At 67.2% G+C, this 23,625-nt stretch carries 21 protein-coding genes; 6 read left to right on the top strand and 15 right to left on the bottom strand.

Annotated features, from left to right (window positions below):
- Positions 1–52: 52 nt before the first annotated feature.
- The 6 genes from AQ610_RS24470 to AQ610_RS36425 form a co-directional block, all read right to left on the bottom strand.
- Positions 53–385, bottom strand: coding sequence for a DUF2322 family protein (locus AQ610_RS24470; protein ID WP_006027089.1), 333 nt, complete (start codon positions 383–385; stop codon positions 53–55).
- A gap of 194 nt (positions 386–579) precedes the next feature.
- Positions 580–2,172 (bottom strand): T6SS phospholipase effector Tle1-like catalytic domain-containing protein, encoded by a 1,593-nt coding sequence (locus tag AQ610_RS24465; RefSeq protein ID WP_006027088.1) that lies wholly within the window; start codon positions 2,170–2,172, stop codon positions 580–582.
- A 258-nt stretch (positions 2,173–2,430) separates the two neighbouring features.
- The gene (locus AQ610_RS37620) at positions 2,431–2,679 is read right to left on the bottom strand and encodes a hypothetical protein (protein ID WP_231749063.1); all 249 of its coding nucleotides are present in this window, start codon (positions 2,677–2,679) and stop codon (positions 2,431–2,433) included.
- 30 nt (positions 2,680–2,709) lie between these two features.
- Entirely contained in the window at positions 2,710–3,564 is an 855-nt protein-coding gene (locus tag AQ610_RS24455) for a DUF4123 domain-containing protein (protein ID WP_045554749.1), read from the bottom strand.
- Entirely contained in the window at positions 3,564–6,197 is a 2,634-nt protein-coding gene (locus tag AQ610_RS24450) for a type VI secretion system Vgr family protein (protein WP_045554750.1), read from the bottom strand. Before AQ610_RS24450 ends, AQ610_RS24455 begins: the two co-directional genes overlap by 1 nt.
- A gap of 59 nt (positions 6,198–6,256) precedes the next feature.
- Positions 6,257–6,667, bottom strand: a complete 411-nt coding sequence (locus tag AQ610_RS36425; RefSeq protein WP_144411892.1) for a hypothetical protein — start codon at positions 6,665–6,667, stop codon at positions 6,257–6,259.
- A gap of 13 nt (positions 6,668–6,680) precedes the next feature.
- Here AQ610_RS36425 and AQ610_RS24440 point away from each other — a divergent pair, with 13 nt between their 5' ends.
- From AQ610_RS24440 to AQ610_RS24420, 5 genes are all read left to right on the top strand, one after another.
- Positions 6,681–7,460: a DUF3348 domain-containing protein gene (locus AQ610_RS24440; RefSeq protein ID WP_043282728.1), complete on the top strand. Its 780-nt coding sequence runs from the start codon at positions 6,681–6,683 to the stop codon at positions 7,458–7,460.
- Positions 7,461–7,470: 10 nt separating this feature from the next.
- Positions 7,471–9,807: a DUF802 domain-containing protein gene (locus AQ610_RS24435; protein ID WP_006027084.1), complete on the top strand. Its 2,337-nt coding sequence runs from the start codon at positions 7,471–7,473 to the stop codon at positions 9,805–9,807.
- A complete protein-coding gene (locus AQ610_RS24430; RefSeq protein WP_006027083.1) occupies positions 9,804–10,451 on the top strand; it encodes an OmpA family protein in 648 nt (215 codons plus the stop codon). The genes AQ610_RS24435 and AQ610_RS24430 overlap by 4 nt, the downstream gene beginning before the upstream one ends.
- Positions 10,444–11,169 carry a DUF2894 domain-containing protein gene (locus tag AQ610_RS24425; RefSeq protein WP_006027082.1) on the top strand — a complete coding sequence of 242 codons (726 nt, stop codon included), beginning with the start codon at positions 10,444–10,446 and terminating at the stop codon, positions 11,167–11,169. Before AQ610_RS24430 ends, AQ610_RS24425 begins: the two co-directional genes overlap by 8 nt.
- Positions 11,170–11,270: 101 nt before the next feature.
- Complete coding sequence (locus tag AQ610_RS24420) at positions 11,271–11,861, top strand: IMPACT family protein (protein ID WP_006027081.1); 591 nt, start codon at positions 11,271–11,273, stop codon at positions 11,859–11,861.
- Between the two features lie 314 nt (positions 11,862–12,175).
- Here AQ610_RS24420 and AQ610_RS24415 read toward each other — a convergent pair whose 3' ends face one another.
- Positions 12,176–13,444 carry an NRAMP family divalent metal transporter gene (locus tag AQ610_RS24415; RefSeq protein ID WP_006027080.1) on the bottom strand — a complete coding sequence of 423 codons (1,269 nt, stop codon included), beginning with the start codon at positions 13,442–13,444 and terminating at the stop codon, positions 12,176–12,178.
- 46 nt (positions 13,445–13,490) lie between these two features.
- Between AQ610_RS24415 and AQ610_RS36420 the strand changes: the two genes are divergently transcribed.
- Positions 13,491–13,649, top strand: coding sequence for a hypothetical protein (locus AQ610_RS36420; RefSeq protein WP_155246035.1), 159 nt, complete (start codon positions 13,491–13,493; stop codon positions 13,647–13,649).
- Positions 13,650–13,877: 228 nt separating this feature from the next.
- On the opposite strand, the gene ilvA is transcribed toward AQ610_RS36420, so the two are convergent.
- The 8 genes from ilvA to AQ610_RS31970 form a co-directional block, all read right to left on the bottom strand.
- Positions 13,878–15,437 (bottom strand): threonine ammonia-lyase, biosynthetic, encoded by a 1,560-nt coding sequence (gene ilvA, locus AQ610_RS24410; RefSeq protein ID WP_006027079.1) that lies wholly within the window; start codon positions 15,435–15,437, stop codon positions 13,878–13,880.
- A 275-nt stretch (positions 15,438–15,712) separates the two neighbouring features.
- Complete coding sequence (gene ppk2 / locus AQ610_RS24405; RefSeq protein WP_006027078.1) at positions 15,713–16,645, bottom strand: polyphosphate kinase 2; 933 nt, start codon at positions 16,643–16,645, stop codon at positions 15,713–15,715.
- Between the two features lie 135 nt (positions 16,646–16,780).
- The gene (locus AQ610_RS36415) at positions 16,781–18,346 is read right to left on the bottom strand and encodes an OmpW/AlkL family protein (RefSeq protein ID WP_043282727.1); all 1,566 of its coding nucleotides are present in this window, start codon (positions 18,344–18,346) and stop codon (positions 16,781–16,783) included.
- Between the two features lie 13 nt (positions 18,347–18,359).
- The gene (locus AQ610_RS24395; protein ID WP_043282726.1) at positions 18,360–19,655 is read right to left on the bottom strand and encodes a beta-barrel domain-containing protein; all 1,296 of its coding nucleotides are present in this window, start codon (positions 19,653–19,655) and stop codon (positions 18,360–18,362) included.
- Between the two features lie 12 nt (positions 19,656–19,667).
- Positions 19,668–20,690, bottom strand: a complete 1,023-nt coding sequence (locus tag AQ610_RS24390; RefSeq protein ID WP_006027075.1) for a lysophospholipid acyltransferase family protein — start codon at positions 20,688–20,690, stop codon at positions 19,668–19,670.
- On the bottom strand, positions 20,687–22,810 hold the full coding sequence (locus AQ610_RS24385) for a peptidase domain-containing ABC transporter (RefSeq protein ID WP_009915191.1): 2,124 nt from the start codon (positions 22,808–22,810) through the stop codon (positions 20,687–20,689). Before AQ610_RS24385 ends, AQ610_RS24390 begins: the two co-directional genes overlap by 4 nt.
- Before the next feature lie 135 nt (positions 22,811–22,945).
- Positions 22,946–23,131 carry a hypothetical protein gene (locus AQ610_RS24380; RefSeq protein WP_015603767.1) on the bottom strand — a complete coding sequence of 62 codons (186 nt, stop codon included), beginning with the start codon at positions 23,129–23,131 and terminating at the stop codon, positions 22,946–22,948.
- A 240-nt stretch (positions 23,132–23,371) separates the two neighbouring features.
- Positions 23,372–23,545, bottom strand: a complete 174-nt coding sequence (locus AQ610_RS31970; RefSeq protein ID WP_009915194.1) for a hypothetical protein — start codon at positions 23,543–23,545, stop codon at positions 23,372–23,374.
- Positions 23,546–23,625: the final 80 nt, after the last annotated feature.

Here is a 23,625-nt window from a genome sequence, read left to right as displayed (position 1 = left end):
ACGATCGGGCGCGGTGCGCGCATGCGCGCACCGATCGCCTGAACGAAGCGCGTCAGCCTCTCGCGACGACGTCGATGCGCAGCGCGTCGCCGCCCGCCGCAATCACGAGCAGCCGGTCGACGTTCGGATGCGCGCCGGGGCGATGGCGCGCGTCGGCGGTGTGTTCGGCGAACACCGCGAGGCCGTGCTCGGCGGCTTGCGCGTCGAGCGTGCCGAACGCTTCGCGCAGATAGTGATAGACCGCCAGCGAGCCTTGCTTGCCCGGCTTGTTCTCGATGCTCGCGACCACCGCGCCGCCGCCGTCGACGAGATCGATGCGCTCGATGCCGTCGATCGCGGGCAGTTGGGCGAGGTTGTCCTTGAATACTTCCGTTGGCTGAATCACGGGAAACGCTCCGTCTGGTCGGGAAAAAAATCGCGCGGGGCGTATGGTAGCCGATTGTCCCGGGTGGCTGACGAGCGGGCGGCGCGTCGAGCGCCTCGTCACTATGGCGCGTGGCCTCGCCGCACCGCCTACGCGATCCGCGTGGACCCTTCTATCGACGTTCGAGCCGTAATGACTCTGACATCGGCAAAAGCCTACGCCACCGCCAAATCCCCCGCATTCATCGGGTCATTCTCCGCGAGATAGCGCCGCTGGTCACACCAGATCCCCCGCTGATCCCATAGCGCACAGGGCCACGACGTGAATGCAGCAACCGAATCGTGAACGTATTCGGCCAGCAGTTGATCGACGGCCAGCAAAGGCGGCTCCTGCTCGTCCCACGCCGACAGGATCATTTTTTCGTATGGAGTCAGTTCGCGCGGGGTCGGCGGGTAGCTATGCGGGCCGGGGCGGCGTTCGATCGGGTTGCGCAGGAACTCGATATGCCGCTCCAGCCGCCGCTGCTCGCCCAATAGTTGTCTGGCTTGCTCTTCGGGATCCTTCGGGATGTCATAGACCCATTCGTTCGGCTGGCATGGCGGGTGGTCGGCGTCGGTTCCGGCCGACACGGCCGCGCAAAACGATGCGCCGACTTTTTGATAGAGCCGCCCCAATACGCGATCGTCCGCACGGTTGCGAGCAAGAACGCTGCGCCACCGGAAGTTCAGGTAACGGTGTGGCTGGATCAATGCTTCGAGCGTGTCGCCGAATGCGGACGGCAGGGCAGCCATATAGTCGCCGTACAGCTTCACAACTCGCGCGTCGTCACGCAAATCGAAGTCCACCCTGAAATCCACCTTCATCTGATCAAGAGGCGTCAGAGGCACTCCGGCGCTCAACGCCTCGGCGAACATATGGCGCAGTGGAATCAACGACAAGTCCTGCTCGCGCCCCTGCTCATCTGGCCCATATCCGCCGCCGACATCGGAATGCACCCCCGGATATACCACTTCCTCGCAGTTGCCCGGATAGTTCTTGTCGACGCGCACCGAATCGAGCGGAAATGCTCGCCGCACCTCATGCGCCGAGACATAATGCACACAACGCTCCACTTCGGCCGGGATCGCCAATTCCGACGCCCAGTCGAGATGTAAAGCGGGACCGCCGACCGAGGCGACCGTATCAAAAATACCCATGAAATTGATGCGCAACGGCACGCGCCCCCCATTCGGAGTGGTCCAATATAGCTTGCCGCCGTCTTTGCCGCACTTCTGTTCCACGAATCGGCGAGCAAACGCTCGTGCCTCCGTTGCACCCCGCGAGAACCCGAAAATCGCCACGGTGATTTCGCGCATATGCTTCCATGAGCCCGGTCCCCATTCAACTTCCAACAAGCGGGAAAACTCTGCCAGAGCAAACTTGATACGCAGATCACCACCAGCGCCAAGGCCAAGCCCGAGCGTTCCGCCTTCATCGTCTGTCAGACGTTCCGTATAACCGGCTACCTTGACGAACTTGAAAGGCGTCCCCACACCCGGAAGATAGGTCGCCATGGCATCCTCACTAATAGCTCTCTTGGCGACGCGGAACAGTTTGGCGACATTCGAGTGCTTGCTTTGCGGCAAGTCGCGCTCCATGTTGTTGTTCGTGCCGTCAAAAAAGAACGATAGCGCGGGATAGAGCCGGCACGCGATCATGTCGGCCTTATCAACGGGGCATTGACGAAGGATGCGCTTCGTTGCACCATCAACTGCAGCGCGGTTGATCTCTTCATTAGTAGCCGGTGCACCAGCTTGTCGAACCGACATGAATCTCTCCCGTTGATAGTTACTTGCTCACACATCCCGATCGACTAGGTGAGAACGCCAATTCAGCGGTATTGCGATCTCGTAGAATGACACAAAGATAAGCGTCCGACTTGCGCCAATCAGGATCTTGATGTGGGCCGCCTGGAGGGAAGTTCACCTGAACGCTGTGCCTCTCACGTGGCATTGTGATTGCCTTGGTTTTGGGATCCTCCTCAGTTCCCCAATCCCACGTCACGGTGACGGGTTTGCTCCAGTCTTTCATCCCAGGAAAACAGCATGCAGCAGATCCCCCCCGCTTCCATTCGCATCCGCATCGCCTGCCCAATACTTGTCGACAAAGATGTTGACTGCGTAACGGTCTGTGTGACTTACCGGCACCATGGCAAGCGCAGACCCGCTACCGGCAAATGGGTCGTCGGGTAGGCCGCCGGAACCCGCGCAAGCGGTCAGCGTGAAGACAGCAAAGCCCGCCGCGAAAGCCATGCGCTGGAATGTAGCAAAGGTCATCTTGTGCGTCCTTCTTGGCAAATAGCCTGATTATGCTTGGGGTCGATCGATCGCTACCGGTAGTAGCGGTTTCAATAATGCAGCGCCTTCGGGCGATGCCTCGAACGCCTCCCCATACCGGGCGGCAAGCGAGCAGTATTCCATGAGCACGCCGACTCCCTCGATACCGCGCTGCCGAGCACGTTCAATCTGCCGGCATACGAATCCGTAGCGCTCGTCTTCCGGGATTTCAGCTAACGTCGACGGATCGCGTTCATTGAGATGCAATAGCAACCCGTCCGGCACACTCGCATCAATCAAAGCATCCACCTGCCCCTGATCGAGCTTGAGCGGCGGCTTGAGCGTCGCGGCGGAAGCCGGCATCCGAGCCTGACGCCAGTCGATCTGACGCAGCGCGCCTTCACGATCCCAATACGTCCACCTCAGGATCGGCGTGAGCCATGCCTGACGCTGCGCGTCGGACAGCACCGGCCCTTTCACGAACAGCGTCTCGTCGTCTTGCGAACCGACCAGCGTCGCGAGAATCGCCGGGTCCCAATACGCGAGCACGATCGGTTCGCCATCCGGCAAGCGCACGCGCAGAAACAATTTCAGATGCTCCGCGAGCGCCGCAAGCGGCAATGGCGATGCGAGCAGCGTCGCGCACGGCGATGACGGTCCATGTCGTTCCAGCCATGCGCGCGCCGATTCAAAGTGACTTGGGGGAATGTAGACGAGATGCGGCGAAACGGCCCGCACGTCCGCTCCGCCGTCCATCAGGCACGCGACATGATCCGACCGGACCGACAATGCCCCGGGCAGACTGCCGTTCTGCAACGGGTCGACGAGCACATATAGGTGCGCCTCTAACGAATCGGCCTCGCCGAACACGGTTTGCGTATCCATCAGCCCCCCGTCGACACGAACGCCGATCGCCCCGCCGCGCGTTTCATCATGCACGGCACGCACACCGCATCCGGCTGCGTCGGCATCGGATACGGCATGCTGGCCGGGCCCGAGAAGTTGTGCATGCTGCCCTTGATGTCGATCCTGCCCGGCGCATGGATCTGGATGTCCCCGTCCTTCAGGCGGATGTACGCCTGCCCCGACGTGATCAGTATCTCCTTGTCCGCCGCGATCTCGATGCGCTCCGTTGCCGACACGATTCGCACCGTCCTCTGGCCGATCAGGTCGAGCGTCTCGCGATGCGACTCGATTTGAACCGCGTCCTTCGCGAACAGCTTGATCCCGTCCTGCGCGAACACGCTCACCTTCTCGCCCGCGCTTGCCACGAACGACTTCCCCGTCGCGACGAACGCGCTTTGACCCGCGACGACGTTCACGTGCCGATCCGCCGACGTGTGCAGCGACTGAAACGTCGTCAGGCCCATGCCGCCCGCGCTGCCGAGCAGCATCGCCGGCACCTTGAAGCCGTTCGCGCTGCCCGTGCCGCCGCCCGACGTGCGCCCGCCGCTCAAGCCCGGCTCGACTGGCTGCCGCGTCGCGTCGGTCAGTTCCGTGAGCGCGTCGTGACCCGCTTTCAGACTCTCCGCGCGATGCTGCTCGCTTAGCGACGACTGCTGCGCGAGCACCTCGGCCGCGTCCTTCAGTTGATCGCGCGCCGCGTCCACCTCCAGTTGCTCGGCGTCATGGCGGGTCGAGTGCGTGCCGATGTACAGGCCGCGATTCGCGCGGACCGCGCCGTATTGGTCGGCATGCATCGTGAAGCCCGAGCCGAGATAGCGGCCGCGCGTATTGCCCTGCTGAACGATCCCGTAGCCGAGCGTCAGATGACTGTAGTCGCCCCGCGTCTTGCTCAGCAGACGCGCGCGCACCTGTCCGGTCGCATCGTCGAGCTGCATCTCGCTGTAACCGCCGCCGCCTCCGTATTCGCGCGACTGGAAGCCCGACAGCAGCCCGTCCGAATGCCACATCGGCGGCGTCGCCCCGCCCGGCGCGCGCGATACGATATACGGGCGGTCGCAGTCGCCGCCGACGAAATCGACATAGACGGTCTCGCCGCGACGCGGCACGTGTACGCCGCCGTACTGCTGCCCGGTATCCGACTGCGCGACCAGCAACGGCGGCGACGTCTCGAACGCGTCGGGCGGACTCTGCCTGTCCCAATGGAATCGCGCGCGCACGCGGTTCAGCGGATCGGTCCAGACCTCCTCGCCGTTCGGCGTGACCACCGTCGCCATCTCGACCGACATGGCCGGCTTGCGATGCTCGAACGGGCTGCGGTATTCGATGTCGGTTCGCTGCGCGTCCACTTCGATGACGTAGAGGCCCGTCGCGCCGTCCTGCGGATGCGGCGCAACCGCGAACGCCGGGCCATAGCCCGAACGCGCCCGCTCGATGTCCGATTGCAGGCTGTACGGGAAATGCAGGCCCGAGCGGGCGATCGGCACGTTGTTCTCGATCGTCCAGCGTGCCGCGACGGCGACGAATTCCCGCTCCTTCGGATCGGCTTCGGCGTGCGCCGGATGATCGTTCAGCACGAACCGGCCGCCGACATCGACCCAGCGCGAGCCGCCGACGCCGGCGTATCGCCTCGACCGCGACTCGTATTCCTCCGCTCGAATGCGCGCCCACGCAACGCCTCGATCCGAGTCCGGATACCGGTACGCACCCGCGCTATAGTCTTCGAGCGGCGGATACGGAATCGCCTTCTGCTCCCGCGTGCGCCAGTTCGTCTGCTCGACGTAGCGGGTCGTTTGCACCGACTGCCGGACCTCGAAGGGCGTCGTCGGGCGCTGGTAGTCGCCGGAACGCGAGGCGACGTGCACGCTGTTCAACTGGCGCAGCGTCGTCCATTGCGTCAAGCCGTCGAACTCGTCGCCGGCATTGCCTCGATAGAAGTCGATCGGCTTGGCGTCCGGCAGCGCCTCGACGCGATCGACGATCCGGAGCATCGTCTTCTGCTCGCGACCGTCGTGGGTCCAGTAGCCATAGAGCCCTTCGTCTTCCATGAGCCGGTTGACGAAGTGCCAGTCGGTTTCGCTCTGCCGGCAATACGAACGCTTCGCGAGCGCCCCGCTCAGCGCGAACCGGAATGCGCCCTGAAGCTGCGGATAGCGATTGAATACGTCGGACAGGATGTCCTGCGCATCGCGGTCGAGCCAGAAATGCTCGTCGCGGCGATGCCGGAGAAAGTGCAGCGCCGACGAAAAGCCGATTTGCCACGACGTCAGGCCGCCGTCGGCCCCGAGCCGGCGCACGGTATGCACGTAGCCGTGGATCGGCCGGTAGTCGGCATTCAGGTCGAGCACGCCGCGCGGCTGCTGGAGCCACAGCGTCACGGGCTGCGCGATCAGCGCGTCGGGATTCAGGTCGTCGCGCGTGGTCGCGGCGTCGATTGTCCACGTGTAATCGCGGCCGAGCCTGGCGTCGCCGACCGCGCGCAACGGAATCAGCGTGTTCGCGCCGAGCGGCGTGTCGAGCTTCAGCAGCCGCTCGCGCTGCAACAGCCCACGATGAATCGCCTCGAAGATCGGCGCAAACGCCGCCTCCTGCGGCCCGCGTGGCCCCAACGTCATGGTTCAAATCCTTTTTTTTCTCAGGTTCGCCGCAATGGGGCGCGTCGCGCCCCTTGTTGTCAGGCGATCGAGCGCAGTATCGGTACCGGCGAACCGCCTTCTTTGGCGAATAAGGATACCAAATCCGCTGGGGAAAACATGAAGTCGGTCGGCCCCCGGCCCGACGCGCCAACCCGGCTAACCAAAATTGACAAATGCTTTTTGAATGCCGATCCATTGCTCATGGCCATGCTCGCGTGCGGCGAGGCGTCGCCGCATGGGAAGAGCTCGAGCGTTGCGTCGATCGTTTCATGACGATCGACGACGCACCCGAGCATGCGATGCGCGAGCTGGCCACCGGCTCCGACGACGCTGGCCCCGGCCTTTGCGCCCTCGCACAACGGCGCGCCGAAGCCGTCCGTCGCCCTTCCCGCATCAAGAACGCCTGCCCGCCCGCCGCCAACGTGTAAACTGCTGCCTTTTTTTGACACTGACACTCGTCGCATGGTGCAAGTCCCGCAACGTAGCGCGCTCGGCGGCCCGACGCTGATCCGCCTGCTTGCCCGCCTCGCGGACGCCGACGTTCCGCCGTCCGGGCAGTCGCTGTCGGACCGGCTGAGCCAATGGCTCGCGTGGACCGACGCGATCGCGCTGTCGTCCGCGCTGAGCATGAGTCCGCCCGCCGTCGCGGCCGGCGCGCGCCCCGCCGGCGACACCCCGCACGGCCAGGGCGCGCGCGTGCGCGCGTCGCTCGCGAAGGCGATTGCCCGCACCGGCGCGTTCGCCGCCGCACGCGACGGCGTCACCCGCGCCGCCACGCGCGGCGCGCCGCCGAACGACGCGCCCGCCGATTTCACGCTCTTTCGACACGACTACCTGTCGATGCAGCAGGCGATGGAGATCGACATCGGCGATCTGCGCAGCCGCCTTCGGCAGACGATGGCCGCGCAAACGCCCGCGCTCGCCCGGCTCGCGGTGCTCGACGCGACGATGGAGCGCGCGCTCGTCGCGCGCGAGCGGAGCCTCTTCGCGTCCGTGCCGAAGCTGCTCGGCGCGTACTTCGAGCGCGTGCGCCAGGCCGAGCAGCAGCGTCTCGCCGAGGCCGAGGCCGGGTCCGGGGCGACGATCGGCGCCGATGCCAACGCCGCGAAAAACACCGCCGCCCCCGCGCCGGGCGCATGGCTCGACGCATTCCGCAAGGATATGCAGAGCGTGCTGCTCGCCGAGCTAGACGTTCGTTTTCAACCGGTCGAAGGGCTGCTCGCCGCCCTTCGCGCCAGCTAACCGGGCTCCCATGTCCAGATTTCACCTTCACCTCGTCGTCTTTTTCGCCGGCCTCGCCGCGGTCTGCTGGATCGGCGCCGGCTATGCCGTCTCGAATCCCGTCGCGCTCGCCGTCACACTCGTGATCGCGGCCTGCTATCTCGCCGGCGCGCTCGAATTGCGCCGCTACCAGCAGGCCACGTCGACGCTCGCGCGCGCGGTCGCCGAGCTGTCCGAGCCGCCGTCCGCGCTCGGCGCGTGGCTCGAGCGGCTGCATCCGAGCCTGCGCCACGCAGTGCGCGTGCGCATCGAGGGCGAGCGCGTCGCGCTGCCGGGCCCCGCGCTGACGCCGTATCTGGTCGGTCTGCTCGTGCTGCTCGGCATGCTGGGCACGCTCGTCGGGATGGTGATGACCCTTAGAGGCACCGGCGCGGCGCTCGAAAGCGCGACGGACCTGCAGGCGATCCGCGCGTCGCTCGCCTCGCCCGTGAAGGGGCTCGGGTTCGCGTTCGGCACGTCGATTGCGGGCGTGGCGACGTCGGCGATGCTGGGTTTGCTGTCGGCGCTTTGCCGGCGCGAGCGGCTCGACGCCGCGCAAGCGCTCGACGCGAAGATCGCGACGACGCTGCGCACCCATTCGCACGCGCATCAGCGCGACGAAACCTTCAGGCTCCTGCAGCGGCAAGCCGACATGATGCCGGCGCTCGTCGACCGGCTGCAGACGATGATGACGGCGCTCGAGCAGCAAAGCGCCGCATCGGCCGAACGGCAGATCGCCGGCCAGCAGGCGTTTCTCGGCAAGGCCGAGGAAACGTACGCGCGTCTCGCTTCGTCGGTCGGGCAGTCGCTGAAGGACAGCGTCGCGGAAAGCGCGCGCGTCGCCGGATCGGCGCTGCAACCCGTCATGGAGACCACGATGGCCGCTCTCGCGCGCGAGACGTCCGCGCTGCACGACGCCGTCACGCACGCGGTGGAGCGGCAGCTCGACGGGCTGTCGGCCGGCTTCGAAACGACAGCGGCCAACGTCGCGAGCGTCTGGCGCGATGCGCTCGCCGAGCATCAGCGTTCGAGCGACGCGCTCGCGGAGCGCCTGCACGGATCGGTCGACCGTTTCGCCGAATCGTTCGATCGGCGCTCGGCGGACCTGCTGGACGGCGTCTCGGCGCGCTTCGACGCGACGGCGAGCGGCGCGGCCGCGGCATGGCGCGCCGCGCTCGCGCAGCAGGAGCAAGCGAACGAGACGCACGCCGAGCGCAACCGGCAGGCGCTGGAGACGGCCGCCGCGACGTTCGGGCGGCACTCGGCGGCGCTGCTGCGCACGATCGGCGAATCGCATGCGGACCTGCAAACGCAACTCGCGTCGCGCGACGAGCAACGTCTGACCGCATGGACCGCTTCGCTCGCGTCGATCGCCGCGAAGCTCGGCACGGAATGGGAGCAAGCGAGCGCGCACGCTGCAAACCGTCAGCAGTCGATCTGCGACGCGCTCGCGCAAACCTCGCGCGACATCTCGACCCAAGCCGCGGCGTTCGAACAGCACGCCGCTTCGCTGCTGCGCTCGATGGGCGAATCGCATTCGAATTTGCAGACGACGCTCGAAGCGCGCGATCAACAACGCCTGACCGCGTGGACCGCTTCGCTCGCGTCGATCGCCGCGAAGCTCGGCACGGAATGGGAGCAGGCGAGCGCGCACGCTGCGAACCATCAGCAGGCGATCTGCGACGCGCTCGCGCAAGCCGCCCGCGACATCTCGGCCCACACGCAAGCGCACGCGAGCGACATGATCGCCGAGATCTCGCGGCTCGTGCAGGCCGCCTCGGAAGCGCCGAAGGCCGCGGCCGAAGTCGTCGCCGAGCTGCGCCAGAAGCTCTCCGACAGCATGGTCCGCGACACCGCGATGCTCGAAGAGCGCGGCCGGATGCTCGCGACGCTCGAAACCCTGCTCGACGCGGTCAATCACGCGTCGACCGAGCAGCGCGCGGCCGTCGACGCGCTCGTCGCGACGAGCGCGGATCTGCTGCAGCGCGTGGGCGCGCAGTTCACGGACAAGGTCGACGCCGAGACCGGCAAGCTCGGCGCGGTCGCCGCGCAGGTCACGGGCAGCGCGATCGAGGTCGCGAGCCTCGGCGACGCGTTCGGTGCGGCCGTCCAGTCGTTCGGCGAATCGAACGACACGCTCGTCGCGCATCTGCAACGCATCGAGGCCGCGCTCGACAAGTCGCTCGCCCGCAGCGACGAGCAGCTCGCGTATTACGTCGCGCAGGCGCGCGAGGTCATCGACCTGAGCATGATGTCGCAGAAGCAGATCATCGAAGAGCTGCAGCGCGTTGCCGGTGAGCGCGCGTCCGTCGGAGCCGAAGCAGCATGAGCGACGAAATCGACGGCGGCGTCGAGCAGACCGCGCCGATCTGGGCCGCGTTCGGCGACCTGATGTCGGTGCTGCTCGGCGCGTTCGTGCTGATCCTGGTCGGCGTGATCGGCGTGCAGTTGGAGCTGTCGTCGAAGCTCGACGCCGAGGTCAGGCAGCGGCAATTGGAATCGCAGCGCCGCAAGACGCTCGAGCAGGCGCTGGCGGGCCCGCTCGCAGCGGGGCGCGTGACGCTCGTCAACGGGCGCATCGGCATCAGCGGCAGCGTGCTGTTCGCGTTGAATTCCGACGAATTGCAGCCCGCGGGACGCGATCTGCTGAAAAGCCTCGCCGGGCCGCTCGCGGCGTATCTCGACGCGAATCACGAGATCCTGATGGTGAGCGGCTTCGCGGACGACCTGCAGGTGCGCACGGGCAACCGCCGCTTCGCCGACAACTGGGAATTGTCGGCGAAGCGCGCGCTGACGGTGACGCGTGCGTTCATCGACGAAGGCGTGCCGGCGGCATCGGTGTTCGCGGCCGCGTTCGGCTCCGAGCAGCCGGTGAGCCCGAATTCGGACGACGCGGGACGCGCGAAGAACCGGCGCGTGGAAATCGCGCCGGTGCCGCGGCGGACGACAGGCGACGGTGAACATCGTGAATGACGTCGCGGCGCTCGCGCAGCACACGCTCGACGCATGGCGCGCGCGCGGCGCCGACCGGCTCGACCCCATGCGCTTTCGCTTCATCGACGCGCTGCGGCAGCGGACGGCCGGTCACGGCGGCGACGCGCGCCGGCTGCTGGACGCACGGCTGGCGGCGCTGATCGACGCTTACGCGGACGACCTTCGGCGCGCCGAATCGAACGCGGATGGGGCCGAATACGAGGCTTCGGCTTCGGCTTCGGCTTCGACGCCAACGCCGGCTGCGTCGCCGGCCGGGCCCGCGCGCGGGCCGCTCGCCGCGCTGCTCGACTACATCGGCAGCCACGAGCGGCGCGACGCCGGCGTTCCTGCCGAAAGTCACGCCGGCCAGGCAGCAAGCCGCACCCGCGTCGCGTTGCGCCCCGAACCGGAGATGCTCGACTACTTCCGGGAAACCTGGTCGAAGCTCAGCGCGGACAGCCAGTTGCGCGCGTCGCTCGAACAGGTGCCGAAGAACGCCGGGCCGCTCAATTCGAGCAGCCTCGTGCACCGGTCGCTGTCGCTGATGCGCGAGCTGTCGCCCGAGTATCTGCGGCAGTTCCTGTCTTACGTCGATGCGCTGTCGTGGCTCCAGCAGATGAATGGCGACGAAGCCGCGGCGGGCGACGAAGCGGCGCGCAGCGCCGGCGGCGGCGGCGGCGCAGGCGCGAAGAAGAGCACACGGAAAAAATCGCGCTAGCGCATGTCGCGCAGGCTGCCGGCCCGCCGGGGCGCGGCGCCTGCCTGCGCGCGAAATCGCGCCGCGACGTCGCATACAATGCGTTTTTCGCAAGACCGCCCATGACTTACACACTCGCCGCCCCATATACGCGCGAACTCGAAATCCGCAAGAGCCGCTTCATCGCGTACGCGATCCCCGTCGAGAACCGCGACGCGGCGATGGCCGAATTGCAGCGGCTGCGCGCCGAGCATCCGGCCGCGACGCATGTCTGCTGGGCGCTGCTCGCGGGCGGCCAGTCGGGCATGTCCGACGACGGCGAGCCGTCCGGCACCGCCGGCCGGCCGATTCTCGAAGTGCTGCGCCATCACGACCTCGACGGCGTGCTCGGCGCGGTCGTGCGCTACTTCGGCGGCGTGAAGCTTGGCGCGGGCGGCCTCGTGCGCGCGTACACCGACGCGATCGCCGCCGCGCTGCTCGACGCCGAGCGCGTCGAGCGGATCACGTACGCACGGCTCGCGGTCGAGCTCGGCTATTCGGACGAAGCGCGCGTGCGCCGCTGGATCGAGCAGGAAGGGCACGATCTCGTCGACAGCGCGTACGGGATGACGGTCAAGCTCGTGATCCGGCTGCCCGCCACCGCGCTCGACGCCGCGCGCGACACGCTGTTCGACCTGACGCAAGGGCGCGCCGGATTTCCTTCGGTCGACTGACGCCGCGCAAGGCGGCGCACGGCACGCGCCGGCCGAATCGACGAACCATCGCCCGGCCGTCACGAAACGGATGGCTGCTGCCCGCGCCACGTTCCTCATGTTCCTCTCGCGCTCCGGCTTTCCAGGGCGCGCTTTGCTGTCCGGCTTGCGGCTGCAGTCGCCGGATTTCGGGCTTCGAGTTTCAGAACCGGAGCTTCAGGCTTCGATCTCGGGCTTCTGCCCTCCGGCTTCTGATACCGGCCCTTGACGAAGCGTCACCCCGCGCCCCCGCAAGCCTTGCTCCCGGCGTCGGCGCACGCCCCCGCGCACCGCCGTCACGACATCACGCCCGAGGCCGCGCCGACGATCCCCGCGAGGCTCACCGCCGCCGCCACCGCCGACACCATCCACAAATAGGCGCCGCGCGGCCGCAGCGCCGGCGGCAACGCGATCGCGGCGAGCGCGATGAGCAAGCCCGCGACGAGCGGCAGCATCGCCGCGTTGACCACTTGCGCCGCGACGTTCAGCGACACCAGGTCGGGCGCGATCCAGACGATCGCCGCGCAGCCCGCGACCGACGCGACATAGATGCCATAGAACCACGGCGCGCGCGTCGGCTTGTCGTCGAGCGAGCGCTCGTAGCCGGCCACTTCGCCGAGCCCCCAGGCAAGCGACAGCGAGCAGACGATCGCCGCGACCATCGATGCGCCCAGCACGCCCGCGCCGAACAGCACGCGCGCCGCGTGCGGGCCGACCACCGTTTCGAGCGCCGCCGCGATCTCGCCGACGCTGCCGAGCGCACGCGGCGCGCCGTCGCCGGCGAGCGTCGCCGCGGCGGCGGCGAGCACCGCGCCCGTCAACAGTTGCGTGAGCACGGCGCCCACGGCCGTCTCGGCGCGCGCCGCGCGATGGTCGTCGGGGCCGAGCCGCCGGTCGGCGACGGCCGCCTGCTGATAGAAGACCATCCACGGATTGAACGTCGCGCCGATCAGCGCGGCGGCAAGATAGCCGACCGGCGTGCCGGCCGACGCCGGCCGCGCGGCGCTCGACAGCAGCCCGCCCCACTGCGGATGCGCCTTCCACGCAACGACGAAGAACGTGAGCTCGAGCGCGCCGATCACGATCGCCGCCTTGTCGACGCGCTTGTGCGAGCCCGTCATCACGATCGCGATCAACAGCGCGACGGCGATCGGCAGGCTGAGCGAACGCGGCACGCCGAACATCTCGCCGACGCCCGCGACGCCCGTGAATTCGGTCACGAGCGAGCCGAGCACCGCGACGACGAGGCCGGCCGCGGACAGCCACGCCCATCCCGCGCCGAAATGCACGCGGATCAGTTCGCCGTGGCCGCGCCCGGTAAAGATGCCGAGCCGCACGGTCAGTTCCTGGATCATGTACAGCAACGGCACGAGGCCCAGCAGCAGCAACAGCGGGCCGACGCCCCACTGCACGCCGGCTTGCGCGGCGGCGACGACGTTCCCGGCGTCGCAGTCGGCCAGCATGACGAGGAGCCCCGGCCCCCACAGCGCCGCCCATCGCAGGCGCGCGCGCAGGTTCGATTTCGACGATTTCGACGATTTCGACGGAACGGAAGAGCCCGGCATGGTTGCTGAAAGGTTGCGTCGGTAGGATGTGGCGGCCGATTGTAGCGTGCCGGACCGGGGCGGCGCACGCCAATCGCGATCGCGCCGCCCCGGTCGCAACCGTCACTTCATCCGTGGATTCGAAATGGAAACCTATATTCTGCTCGGCATCGGCTTCGGCGCGGGCCTGCTGATCGCGATCTGGGGCATCATCCAGCTCAGGTAAGCGCTCAAGTAAGCGAACGGATGCCGAACGGCTGCGGCGGATCGCCTCACGCACGCGCGGGCGCGCGTCCGAATCCGCGCTCGCGCGGTACGCGGCGATCGCGCCCGCACGGCCGACGGGCGACAGCGGCTCCGCCTCGTCCCAGCGCTGCACGCGCGTCGCGGCGACCGCGCCAACGTCCGCACGATGAGCGCGCCGCCGCCCGGCGCGGCGGCCCGGCGGCGAACGTCAGCCGAGAAACAGCCGATAGGCGGGATTGCCGGTTTCCTCGCGATACGGATAGCCGAGCGCCGCGAGAAAGCGGTCGAACGCCGCGTGATCCGCCCGAGGCACCTGCAGGCCGACGAGAATCGAACTCGCGTCGCCGCCCTGATTGCGGTAGTGGAACAGGCTGATGTTCCAGTCGGGCGCCATCGACGACAGGAACTTCGTCAGCGCGCCCGGCCGCTCGGGAAACTCGAAGCGGAACAGCCGCTCGTCGTGCGCGAGCGGCGAGCGGCCGCCCACCATGTGCCGCACGTGCTGCTTCGCGAGTTCGTCGCCGCTCAGATCGACGGCGCTGAAGCCGTGCGCGACGAAGCTCGCCGCGATCGCCGCCGACTCGCCGCGATGCCCGATCTGCACGCCGACGAAGATGTGCGCCGATTGCGCATCGGCGATCCGGTAGTTGAACTCGGTCACGTTGCGCTCGCCGACGAGCGCGCAGAACCGGCGAAAACTGCCGCGCGCTTCGGGCAGCGTCACCGCGAACACGGCCTCGCGCGCCTCGCCCACCTCGGCGCGCTCGGCGACGAAGCGCATCCGGTCGAAGTTCATGTTCGCGCCGGACGTGATCGCGACGAGCGTCTCGCCCTCGATCCCCTCGCGCTCCGCATACTGCTTCGCGCCCGCGACCGCGAGCGAGCCCGCCGGCTCGAGCACGCTGCGCGTATCCTGGAACACGTCCTTAATTGCCGCGCAGAGCGCGTCGGTGTCGACCGTCACGACGTCGTCGAGATACGCGGCGCAGAGGCGAAACGTCTCCTCGCCGACGAGCTTGACCGCGGTGCCGTCGGAGAAGAGCCCGACCTCGGCGAGCTCGACGCGCTTGCCCGCCGCGAGCGATTGCTTCATCGCGCACGAATCGTCGGTCTGCACGCCGATCACCTTGATCTCGGGGCGCACCGCCTTCACGTACGCGGCGACGCCCGCCGCGAGCCCGCCGCCGCCGATCGGCACGAAGATCGCGTGGATCGGCCCCTGATGCTGGCGCAGGATTTCCATCGCGACCGTGCCCTGGCCCGCGATCACGTAAGGATCGTCGAACGCCGGAATGAACGCGAGCCCCTCGCGCTGCTGGATGCGCAGCGCGTGCGCATACGCGTCGCTGTACGATTCGCCCGCCTGGACCACCTCGACAGTCGGGCCGCCGTGCGCGCGCACCGCGTCGACCTTCACGCGCGGCGCCGTCTGCGGCACGACGATCGTCGCCTTCACGCGCAGCCGCGCCGCCGCGAGCGCGACGCCCTGCGCGTGATTGCCCGCCGACGCGGTGATCACGCCGCGCGCGAGCGCGTCGGCGGACAGATGCGCGATCTTGTTGTACGCGCCGCGGATCTTGAAGGAGAACACCGGCTGCGAGTCCTCGCGCTTGAACCACACCGTGTTGCGCACGCGCGCCGACAGGTTTCCCGCGCGCTCGAGCGCCGTCTCGCGCGCGACGTCGTAGACGCGCGCGGTCAGGATCAGCTTCAGGTAATCATCGAGGGTGCCCGCGCTCGGCGCGATCGTCGCGGACGCGACGGGCATGAGGGTTTCGGGTGTTTCCGTTTCGGGTGTTTCCGTGACGGCGTCGTCTGACTGCATGGCAGGCTCTCCTGGGAGTGGCCGCCCGGGAGACGAAAACAAAAAACCCGCCTCACGGGGCGGGTTGCTGTGACTGCTTTCGGATGCGCGCTAACCCACCATTCGATGAATGGTGCGAATAATGTGCGCAATGCGGAAGCCGTGGATATTCATGTGCGCAAGCTTGCGGGAGTACGCGCGGTTTGTCAATCCCGCCCGGCGTGCGTCGGAAAAAGACTTCAGTAAATCTCCGGCACGATCATCTCTCCCGGCACCGGGCGCCGGATGTAGTCGTCGTGATGCTCGCGCTGCGGCAGATACACCGAATCGCGCTCGATCTCGTAGTAAGGCACGAGGCTCAGCAGATGGTGGATGCAGTTCAGCCGCGCGCGCTTCTTGTCGACCGCCTGCACGACCCACCACGGCGCCTCGGGAATGTGCGTGCGCATCAGCATCTCCTCCTTCGCCGCCGTGTACGCCTCCCAGCGGCGCCGGCTCTCGAGATCCATCGGGCTCAGCTTCCATTGCTTGAGCGGATCCTCGATGCGGTTCTGGAAGCGGACTTCCTGCTCTTCGTCGGTGATCGAAAACCAGTATTTGACGATCTGGATCCCGCTGCGCGCGAGCATCTTCTCGAACTCGGGCACCGAGCGGAAGAACTCTTCGTATTCCGCGTCGGTGCAGAAGTTCATCACGCGCTCGACGCCCGCGCGGTTGTACCAGCTACGGTCGAACAGCACGATCTCGCCGCCCGCGGGCAGATGCGCGACATAGCGCTGGAAGTACCACTGCGTGCGCTCGCGGTTGCTCGGCGCGGGCAGCGCGGCGACCCGGCACACGCGCGGATTCAGGCGCTGCGTGATCCGCTTGATCGCGCCGCCCTTGCCCGCCGCGTCGCGGCCCTCGAAGATCACGATGAGCCGGTGCCCCGTGCTCACGACCCAGTCCTGCAGCTTCACGAGCTCGCCCTGCATGCGGAACAGCTCGCGGAAGTAGCGCTTGCGCGCTTCGCGGCGCTCGGCGGAAAAGAGCGACTCGTCGTCGAAGCGGCGATCGTCGAACTCCATCTCGAGCTCTTCGTCATACGCGTCGACGAGATCCTCCTCGAAGCGGCGCTGCCGCTCGTGCAACGGCGCGGTGTCGCGCCGCGTGTCCTTCTCGCTCATGTCCATGTCGGCCTCCTTGCTGCGCGTCGCAGACGCGTTCCGTGGACATTATCGCAGGCTCGGATGTCGGGGGAATGACTGCGCGCCGGTGCCGCCCGGCGATTGCCCGCGAAAGGCGGGGAACCGCGCGCGCCGCGCCGTTCAGAACCGGTAATTGAGCAGCAATGTGCAGAGCAGCACGTTCGTGGTGAGCGTCGTCGTGTTCGACGCGAGAATCCGCTTCGTATCGTTGATGTTGACCGTGATCGCCGCCTTCAGCGGAATGTACGACAGCGAGGTCGACAGCGACAACTGGCGCGTGAGCTGATAGTTCGCGCCGACGACGAACACGGGCGTCCACGCGCTCTTCACGCTCGCCGTCGCGCGCACGCCGTTCGGCAGGATCAGGTTCGCGCCCGCCTGCAGCAGGCGATCAAACGCGCCCGGATCGGTGAGCAGCGATTGCAGATCGCCGAGCGAGATGCCCGCCGACAGCAGGCCGCCGAGCGACGCGAGCTTGTGCGCGAACACCGGATTCAGGTTCGTGTTCGTGAAGCGCGTGTAGCTGATGCCGAGGCCGACGTACGGCCGGAGCCGGTCCTCGCGCTTGCCGAGGTAATACTTGAACACGGTCGACGCGAGCCACGCGCGCGTCGTGCCGAGCGGATTGCTCTGCGCGTTGCCGAGGTCGATGAGCGGCAGCCGCCCCTGCACGCCGGGGAAGATCTTGTCGAACGGCAGCCCGATGCTGCCGTGGCCGCGCATCGTCAGCTCGGGCGGGATCCCGCCGACGATCTCGGCCGCGACGTGCTCGCCGAAGAAATGCGTGAACGTGAACGCCGGCGTGTTCGTGTTGCTGATCGACACGGAGGAGCCCGGATTCACGAAGCTGCCGATTCCGAGCGCCGCCGTCGACGTCGTCACGGGCGTCGAGCGCCCGGTCGACAGCACGTAGTGCCAGCCGATCCCGATCATGTTGCTGTCGTCGCCCCGCAACTGCTCGAGAAGCGTCGGCCCCTGCGCCTCCGGCAAGTCGGGCAGCCGCTCCGGATCGATCGGGTGCAGCTCGTACGGCATCCGGTCGTAGCGCACGCCGGCGATGAAGCGCGGCGCCGCGCCAGCGGGCGGGCGGCGCGGCGCGGCGCTGTCGCCGCCGCCGTCGTCGCCGCCGCCGGACGCGCACCCGCCGCCGTTGCACGCGTCGGCGGACGCCGCGCCGTCCGCTGGCGGCCCGCCGGGCGCGTCGGCGAAGCCGATGCCGTCGTCGCCCTCGGCGCGCACGCGCTGCGCGGCGGCGGCCGCAGCGGCGCGCTGGCCGAGCGTGATCGTCTCTTCGGTGAGCTTGCGCGGGCGCGGCGCGTTCGGGTCCGAGGCGAACGCGCTCGATGCCGCCGATACGCCTGCCCCGTCCGGCGCGCCGTCCAGCGCCGCGCCACCGTTCGACGCCGCGCCGCGCCCCGCATCGGCCGCCGCCGCGTCCGCCGCCCGGCGGCGCGCGTCGCCGGGCACCGGTCCCCACGCGCTCGCGTCGAATCCGGGCGCGTCGCCGCCCGGAAAGAAGCCGATGCCGTCCGCGCCGTCGCGCCATCTCGCCGCGCCGCTGTCCTGCCCGTGCGCGGACCACGCGCATGCGAGCAGCGTCGCGCCGAGCCAGCAGGACACCGGAGCGCGCCAGCCGCGGCGCGCACGTCGCCGTCGACGATGCTTGTCACCCCGCTTGTCACCCATTACGCATCAGCCGTCACGCGGGCGTACCGAACATCCGCTGCCGGATCCGATACAACGGTTCGAACAGCCATTCGAGCAACGTGCGCTTCTCGAGCACGATGTCCGCCCTGAGCGTCATGCCGGCCTTCAGCGCGAGCGCCTTGCCTTCGAACGCGGGCCTGCGCTCGGCAAGCTCGACCCAGCTCTTGAAGTAGGTCTGCGGCGCGCCGTTGTCGGCCGGCAGATTCAGCTCCTTCGCGGTGAACGCGACGGGCGACACCGACAGCAGCTTGCCGCGATAGGTGCCGAACTTCTCGACCGGATAGCTGCCGTAGGCGAGCTTCACTTCCTGGCCCGGCTTGACGAAGCCGGCCTTCGACGACGGGATGTACAGCTCGGCGATGAGCCCGTCCGCCTTCGCGGGCAGGATCTCGACGACGCGCGTGCCGGGCGGATCGATCACGCTGCCCTGCACGACGTCGAGCCGCACGATCTGGCCGTCGGCGGGCGCGTAGAGCGCCTGGTTCACGCTCTCGTCGATGTTGTATTCCTTCGAGTTCAGCTCTTCCTGCTTGATCTTCAGCTCGGCGTTCGAACCGTCGTACTTGCTCTGCACGGTTTCCAGATCGCCGCGCAGCTTCATCGCGTTCTTCACGAGGTCGGCCCGGCGCAGCATCAGGTCCTGATACGCCTGGCTCGCCTGCAGGTATTGCGTGTTGACCTGGTTGTACTGCTCGAGCGTGACGACCTGCTCGTTGAGCAACTGCTTCACGCGGTCGCGCCGCTCCTGGTATTCGGAGACGATCCGCTTCTGGTCCTGGAGCTGCTTGTCGATGAGCCCGCGGCTTTGCTCGAACGCCGCGATCTGCTGATTGATCTGCTGGATCGTCGACTGGTACTCGAGCTTCGCCGCGTCGATCTGCTGACCGACCTCGACGCGCTGCCGCTTGATCGATTCGCGCATCCCCTGCACGTTATTCGCCTGCAACACGAAGCTCGTGTCGCGCGTGACGCTCAACAGCTTCTGCCCGGCCTTCACGTGCTGATCCTTCGCGACGAACACCTCGCGCACCGCCCATCCGGGCGGCGCGCCGACGCCGATCAGCCCAGAGCGCGGCGTGAGCACCCCCATCACGTTCTCGGTGTTCGCATACGTGAGGCGCACGAGCGCGACGATGAACATCGCGAACATCGCGATCGACAGATAGCAGAAAAAGCGCATCGAAATCGGCACGTCGACGACGCCGTTGATCACGGTGCCGAACGTCGTGCCGCGCGCGAGCTTGCGCGGCGTCTTCTGCTCTCTCAGAGCGGTCATCCAGATAGGCATGGGCGAAACTCGTCAGGCGCTGCGCAGCGTCCGCGCGGCGGCGCGCGCATTCTGCTCGAGCAACGGGGATGGCATCAGGTACGGCGTGAAGTGCTCCCAGAAGTGCCATTGCTCGGGCTGCTTCACGAGCGCTTCCTCGAGCTTGTCGGCAATCCGCTGGTGGGTGGCCGCGACGCGCGACGCGTCGTCGGCGACGCCGAGCATCCGCGACGCGGGCCGCGCGTCGAGCGCGACGAAATGCACTTTGCACGCGTCGCGAAACGGCACGCCCGTCGCGTACGACACGAGCACCGGAATGTCGTGCTCGACCGCGAGCTTCACGCCGCCGCCCGCGAGCCGCACCCAGCGGCCGCCGAGCCGGCACGCGTTGGTCTTGCCGAAGCGGCCGTGCAAGTCGGAGAACAGCAGGAACACGGGCGCCTCCTTGCGCAAGCCCGTGACGAGCCGGCGCAGATGCACGCGCTGCTCGATGTCGATCAGCTCGATCTTGCCCGCGCCGTATTCTTCGACGAGGCGCTGCGCGTCGTCGAAGAACGCGCCCGGCGCGTCCTTGTGCATCACGATCATCATCTTGCGGTCGCCGGGAATCATCAGCCGCAGCTTCGACACGAACAGCATCAGATTGCCGAAGTGCAGCCCCGCGAGCATCAGCGGGCCGCCTCGCGCGAGCGCCGCGCGCAGCACGGGTTCGCCCTCGCATGCCATCCGGTCGATCAGCGCCTTCATCGACGCGATGCTGTGCGAGCGCAGCATCAGCCCCGCGACCTCGGCCTCGAACAGCTCGCGCACGATGCCGTCGGCGACGCCGCGAATGCGCGCGGGATCGTCGTTCAGGTGCGCGCTCAGCATGTGCCGTACCGACATCTCGATCGAGCCGCGGATCGACGGAAACAGGCGCAGGCACACGCCCGCGCACCAGCGCATCATGCCGAGCCCGCGCTCGGGCGAGCGGCCGAGCGCGACCCGCTTGACCACCCGCCGCACGAAAAAGCAGTACGAGAATGCATTGAAGAGAAAAAGCCGCATCAGCGTCATTTCTGCACCTCCAGCTCCGGCTGCCGCGCGGGCGTGATGTCGGCCAGGCGGCCATCGCGCATTTCGTAGATGCGCTCGACCATCGACAGGATCGACGCATCGTGCGTGACGAGCACGATCGTGCACGGCAGCGTCAGCACGTTGCGGCAGATTTCGTGCGTCGTCGCCTGGTCGAGGTTCGACGAGAACTCGTCGAGGATCAGCAGGCGCGGCTCGCAATACAGCGCGCGCGCGATCAGCAGCCGCTGCATCTGGCCCGCCGACAGGAATTTCTGCGTGTCGCCGAGCGGCGTGTCGTAGCGGTTGTCGAGCACGTCGATGTCGCGATCGATGCACGCGAGGCGCGCGGCCTCGTGCATCGCGCCCAGGCGCGGCGCGGGCGCGAAGTTCGTGATGTTGTCGCGGATCGTGCCGCGGAACAGTTGATCCGACTGCGTGACCGCCGCGACGTGCTTCCGGTAGAGTCTCAGGTTCACCTCGGACAAATCGACGCCGCCGACGAACAGCGAGCCGGGCGCCGGCTGGTACAGCCCGCAGATCAGGTTCAGCAGCGTCGTCTTGCCGCTGCCGGTGCGGCCGACGATCGCGATCTTCGCGCCGGCCGGCACGTCGAGATTCACGTCTTCGAGAATCGCACGGCGGCCGCCCTTCGGTGTGTACGTCAGCGCACGGATCGACAGCGAGCCGTCGAAATGCTCGATCGAGCGCACCGGCGCGTCGGGCGCGGGCTCCTCGGTCTCGGTCTGCAGCACGTCGGCGACGCGGTCCATGTGAACCTGCAGCACCTTGCGCCGCACGTAGAGCTGGATCGAATCGACGAACTTGTCGGCGAACAGGTTCTTGTATTGGATGAATGCGTAGATGATGCCGATCGTGCTCTGGCCGTGCATCACGAGCCACGCGCCGTACGTGACGATCACGAGCTGCTCGACGTGGACGATGCCCTTCGAGATCGCGTCGAACAGCAGTTGCAGCCGCTCCTGCTGGCGCACCGCCTGCAGCTTCTGCGTGAACGCGTTCACCCACAGGCTGCTGCGCGCCGTCTCCGACGACAGCAGCTTGATCGAATGCGCGGAGCGGATGTTCTCGATGAGGAGCGCGTCGGCCTCGGCGCCGCGCGTGAGGATCTGCGACATCGCATCCTGCAGTTGCGGCTGGATCGCGAGCCGCGACAGCGCGAACAGCACCATCCCCGCGAGGCTGATGCCGGCGAGCACCGGGCTGTAGTACAGCATCAGCACGAGCGTGACGACGCACGTGAAGATATTGAGCAGCCCGCCGATCAGCCCGTCGACGAGAAAGCGGCCGATTTCCGACACCGACGACACGCGCGAGATCGAATCGCCCGTGTTGTGGAACAGGTAATAGCCGATCGGCAGCCGCGCGAGATGCCCGACCATGTTCGACGACAACTGCTGCGACACGATGTTGCGCAGGTAGCTCTTGATGTTGCCGACGAGGTTCGCATACAGCGTGTCGAACAGGAACACGATGCCGAACAGGATCGTCAGCAGGTACAGGATGTCGACGTCGGTCTTCTTCAGCGCCTCGTCGATCGTCAGTTGCACGTATGACGGCCCGAGCAGCAGCAGCAACTGCGCGGCGATGCCGCCCGCGACGCCGAGCAGGATGCTCTTGCGGATGCCCGTCAAGCCGACCAGATAGTCGCTCAGACGGATCCTGTCCGACGTGCCGACATGCCTGAAGCCGATGTCCGGATTGAGCTCGAGCGCGTAGCCCGTGATCTGCGTGAGCGCCTGCGCGAGCGGCAGCCTCGTCTCGCCGAGCGCCGGATCGACGATGTGCACGCTGCCGTAGCAGACCTTCGTCAGCACGACGTAGTGGTTCATCCCCCAGTGCAGGATGCAGGGTAGCTTCAGCGCGTCGATCTCGTTCGCTTCGAACTGGAGCCCGCGCGCGCGCATCCCGAGGTCGTTCGCAATTTCCATCAGATCGAAGAACGACAGCCCGGAATCGATCCTGACCGGATACCGGTTGCGCAGCGTGCGCAACGTGGTGTCGCGGCCGTGCCAGGTCGCGATCATCGCAAGGCACGCGAGACCGCACTCGGTCACCTCGTCCTGAAGAATGGGCCTGACTTTATTTGTATTGAACCACATAGCTTGCGAATCGCTGGACACGACAATGCCGGCCCGCGCGCGGCGCGATCTGGCCCGAGGCCTGCGCGCGAGCGCGGCGTGAACGCGCGCCCCGCCTGTGCGGAACGCGACGGGAGACGATGCGCGAAACCGGCGTCAGTTGCCGGAGCCGAGCGCCATCTTGAACTGGTTGACGGCCTGGGCCTGGTACTCGGTCAGGAGCCCGTTGACGACGGGACCGATCGACTGATTCGCAAGGGAAACCGTGTAGGCGGCCGAGTTGGCGTACGCGGAGCCTCCGCCGCGGATCGCACGGGCCTGCTGTTCTGATATGGCTTGCATTGGGGTGGCCTTTACGCTGGTAGCGATGTCATCGACCCGAATCCGCATCCGCCCGAGCGGACGACCCCATTCGGAGATGCCTCGACATCACTGTCTCCTGATCATTTCCTCCGATTGCCAACGAAAACGAATGAATAAATGTTTTTATATCTCGATTGGCCACGGATTACCTTTTACAGCTCGAACTTCGGATGATTTTACGCGGGGGGCGCCTCCCCGCGCGAATGCGACGGCTAGTGCTTACTTGCCGTTGCTATTGAAGTTCTTCGGGTCTTGCAGATAGCCGCCGAGCGTCGGCATGAACTGGCCGAGCGCCGTGAACAGCGGACCGGACGCCGCCGCCAGCGTGCCCAGCGAGCTGATCGGGCCGCCACCGTTGACCATCCTGGCCTGCTCCATCGTCATGACCTTCATAACTATCTCCTCGTAAAGAATAAAGACGACGTCAAGACTTCTCTATTAATGCCAATGGCCGTAAATAACCGAACGACGTT

It is taken from the genome of Burkholderia humptydooensis (assembly GCF_001513745.1).
In the GTDB taxonomy this organism is placed as follows: Bacteria; Pseudomonadota; Gammaproteobacteria; order Burkholderiales; family Burkholderiaceae; genus Burkholderia; species Burkholderia humptydooensis.
This window is presented reverse-complemented; position numbering and strand designations above follow the sequence as displayed.

Excerpts from the sequence above, each read along its gene's own strand:
- ppk2 (WP_006027078.1), bottom strand. The coding sequence starts at position 16,645 with ATGGACATGAGCGAGAAGGACACGCGGCGCGACACCGCGCCGTTGCAC.
- AQ610_RS37620 (WP_231749063.1), bottom strand. The coding sequence starts at position 2,679 with ATGACCTTTGCTACATTCCAGCGCATGGCTTTCGCGGCGGGCTTTGCT.
- AQ610_RS36415 (WP_043282727.1), bottom strand. The coding sequence starts at position 18,346 with ATGGGTGACAAGCGGGGTGACAAGCATCGTCGACGGCGACGTGCGCGC.
- AQ610_RS24440 (WP_043282728.1), top strand. The coding sequence starts at position 6,681 with ATGGTGCAAGTCCCGCAACGTAGCGCGCTCGGCGGCCCGACGCTGATC.
- AQ610_RS24430 (WP_006027083.1), top strand. The coding sequence starts at position 9,804 with ATGAGCGACGAAATCGACGGCGGCGTCGAGCAGACCGCGCCGATCTGG.
- AQ610_RS24380 (WP_015603767.1), bottom strand. The coding sequence starts at position 23,131 with ATGCAAGCCATATCAGAACAGCAGGCCCGTGCGATCCGCGGCGGAGGC.
- AQ610_RS24465 (WP_006027088.1), bottom strand. The coding sequence starts at position 2,172 with ATGTCGGTTCGACAAGCTGGTGCACCGGCTACTAATGAAGAGATCAAC.
- ilvA (WP_006027079.1), bottom strand. The coding sequence starts at position 15,437 with ATGCCCGTCGCGTCCGCGACGATCGCGCCGAGCGCGGGCACCCTCGAT.
- AQ610_RS24385 (WP_009915191.1), bottom strand. The coding sequence starts at position 22,810 with ATGTGGTTCAATACAAATAAAGTCAGGCCCATTCTTCAGGACGAGGTG.
- AQ610_RS24450 (WP_045554750.1), bottom strand. The coding sequence starts at position 6,197 with ATGACGTTGGGGCCACGCGGGCCGCAGGAGGCGGCGTTTGCGCCGATC.
- AQ610_RS24455 (WP_045554749.1), bottom strand. The coding sequence starts at position 3,564 with ATGGATACGCAAACCGTGTTCGGCGAGGCCGATTCGTTAGAGGCGCAC.
- AQ610_RS24415 (WP_006027080.1), bottom strand. The coding sequence starts at position 13,444 with ATGCCGGGCTCTTCCGTTCCGTCGAAATCGTCGAAATCGTCGAAATCG.
- AQ610_RS24435 (WP_006027084.1), top strand. The coding sequence starts at position 7,471 with ATGTCCAGATTTCACCTTCACCTCGTCGTCTTTTTCGCCGGCCTCGCC.
- AQ610_RS24390 (WP_006027075.1), bottom strand. The coding sequence starts at position 20,690 with ATGACGCTGATGCGGCTTTTTCTCTTCAATGCATTCTCGTACTGCTTT.
- AQ610_RS31970 (WP_009915194.1), bottom strand. The coding sequence starts at position 23,545 with ATGAAGGTCATGACGATGGAGCAGGCCAGGATGGTCAACGGTGGCGGC.
- AQ610_RS24395 (WP_043282726.1), bottom strand. The coding sequence starts at position 19,655 with ATGCCTATCTGGATGACCGCTCTGAGAGAGCAGAAGACGCCGCGCAAG.
- AQ610_RS24420 (WP_006027081.1), top strand. The coding sequence starts at position 11,271 with ATGACTTACACACTCGCCGCCCCATATACGCGCGAACTCGAAATCCGC.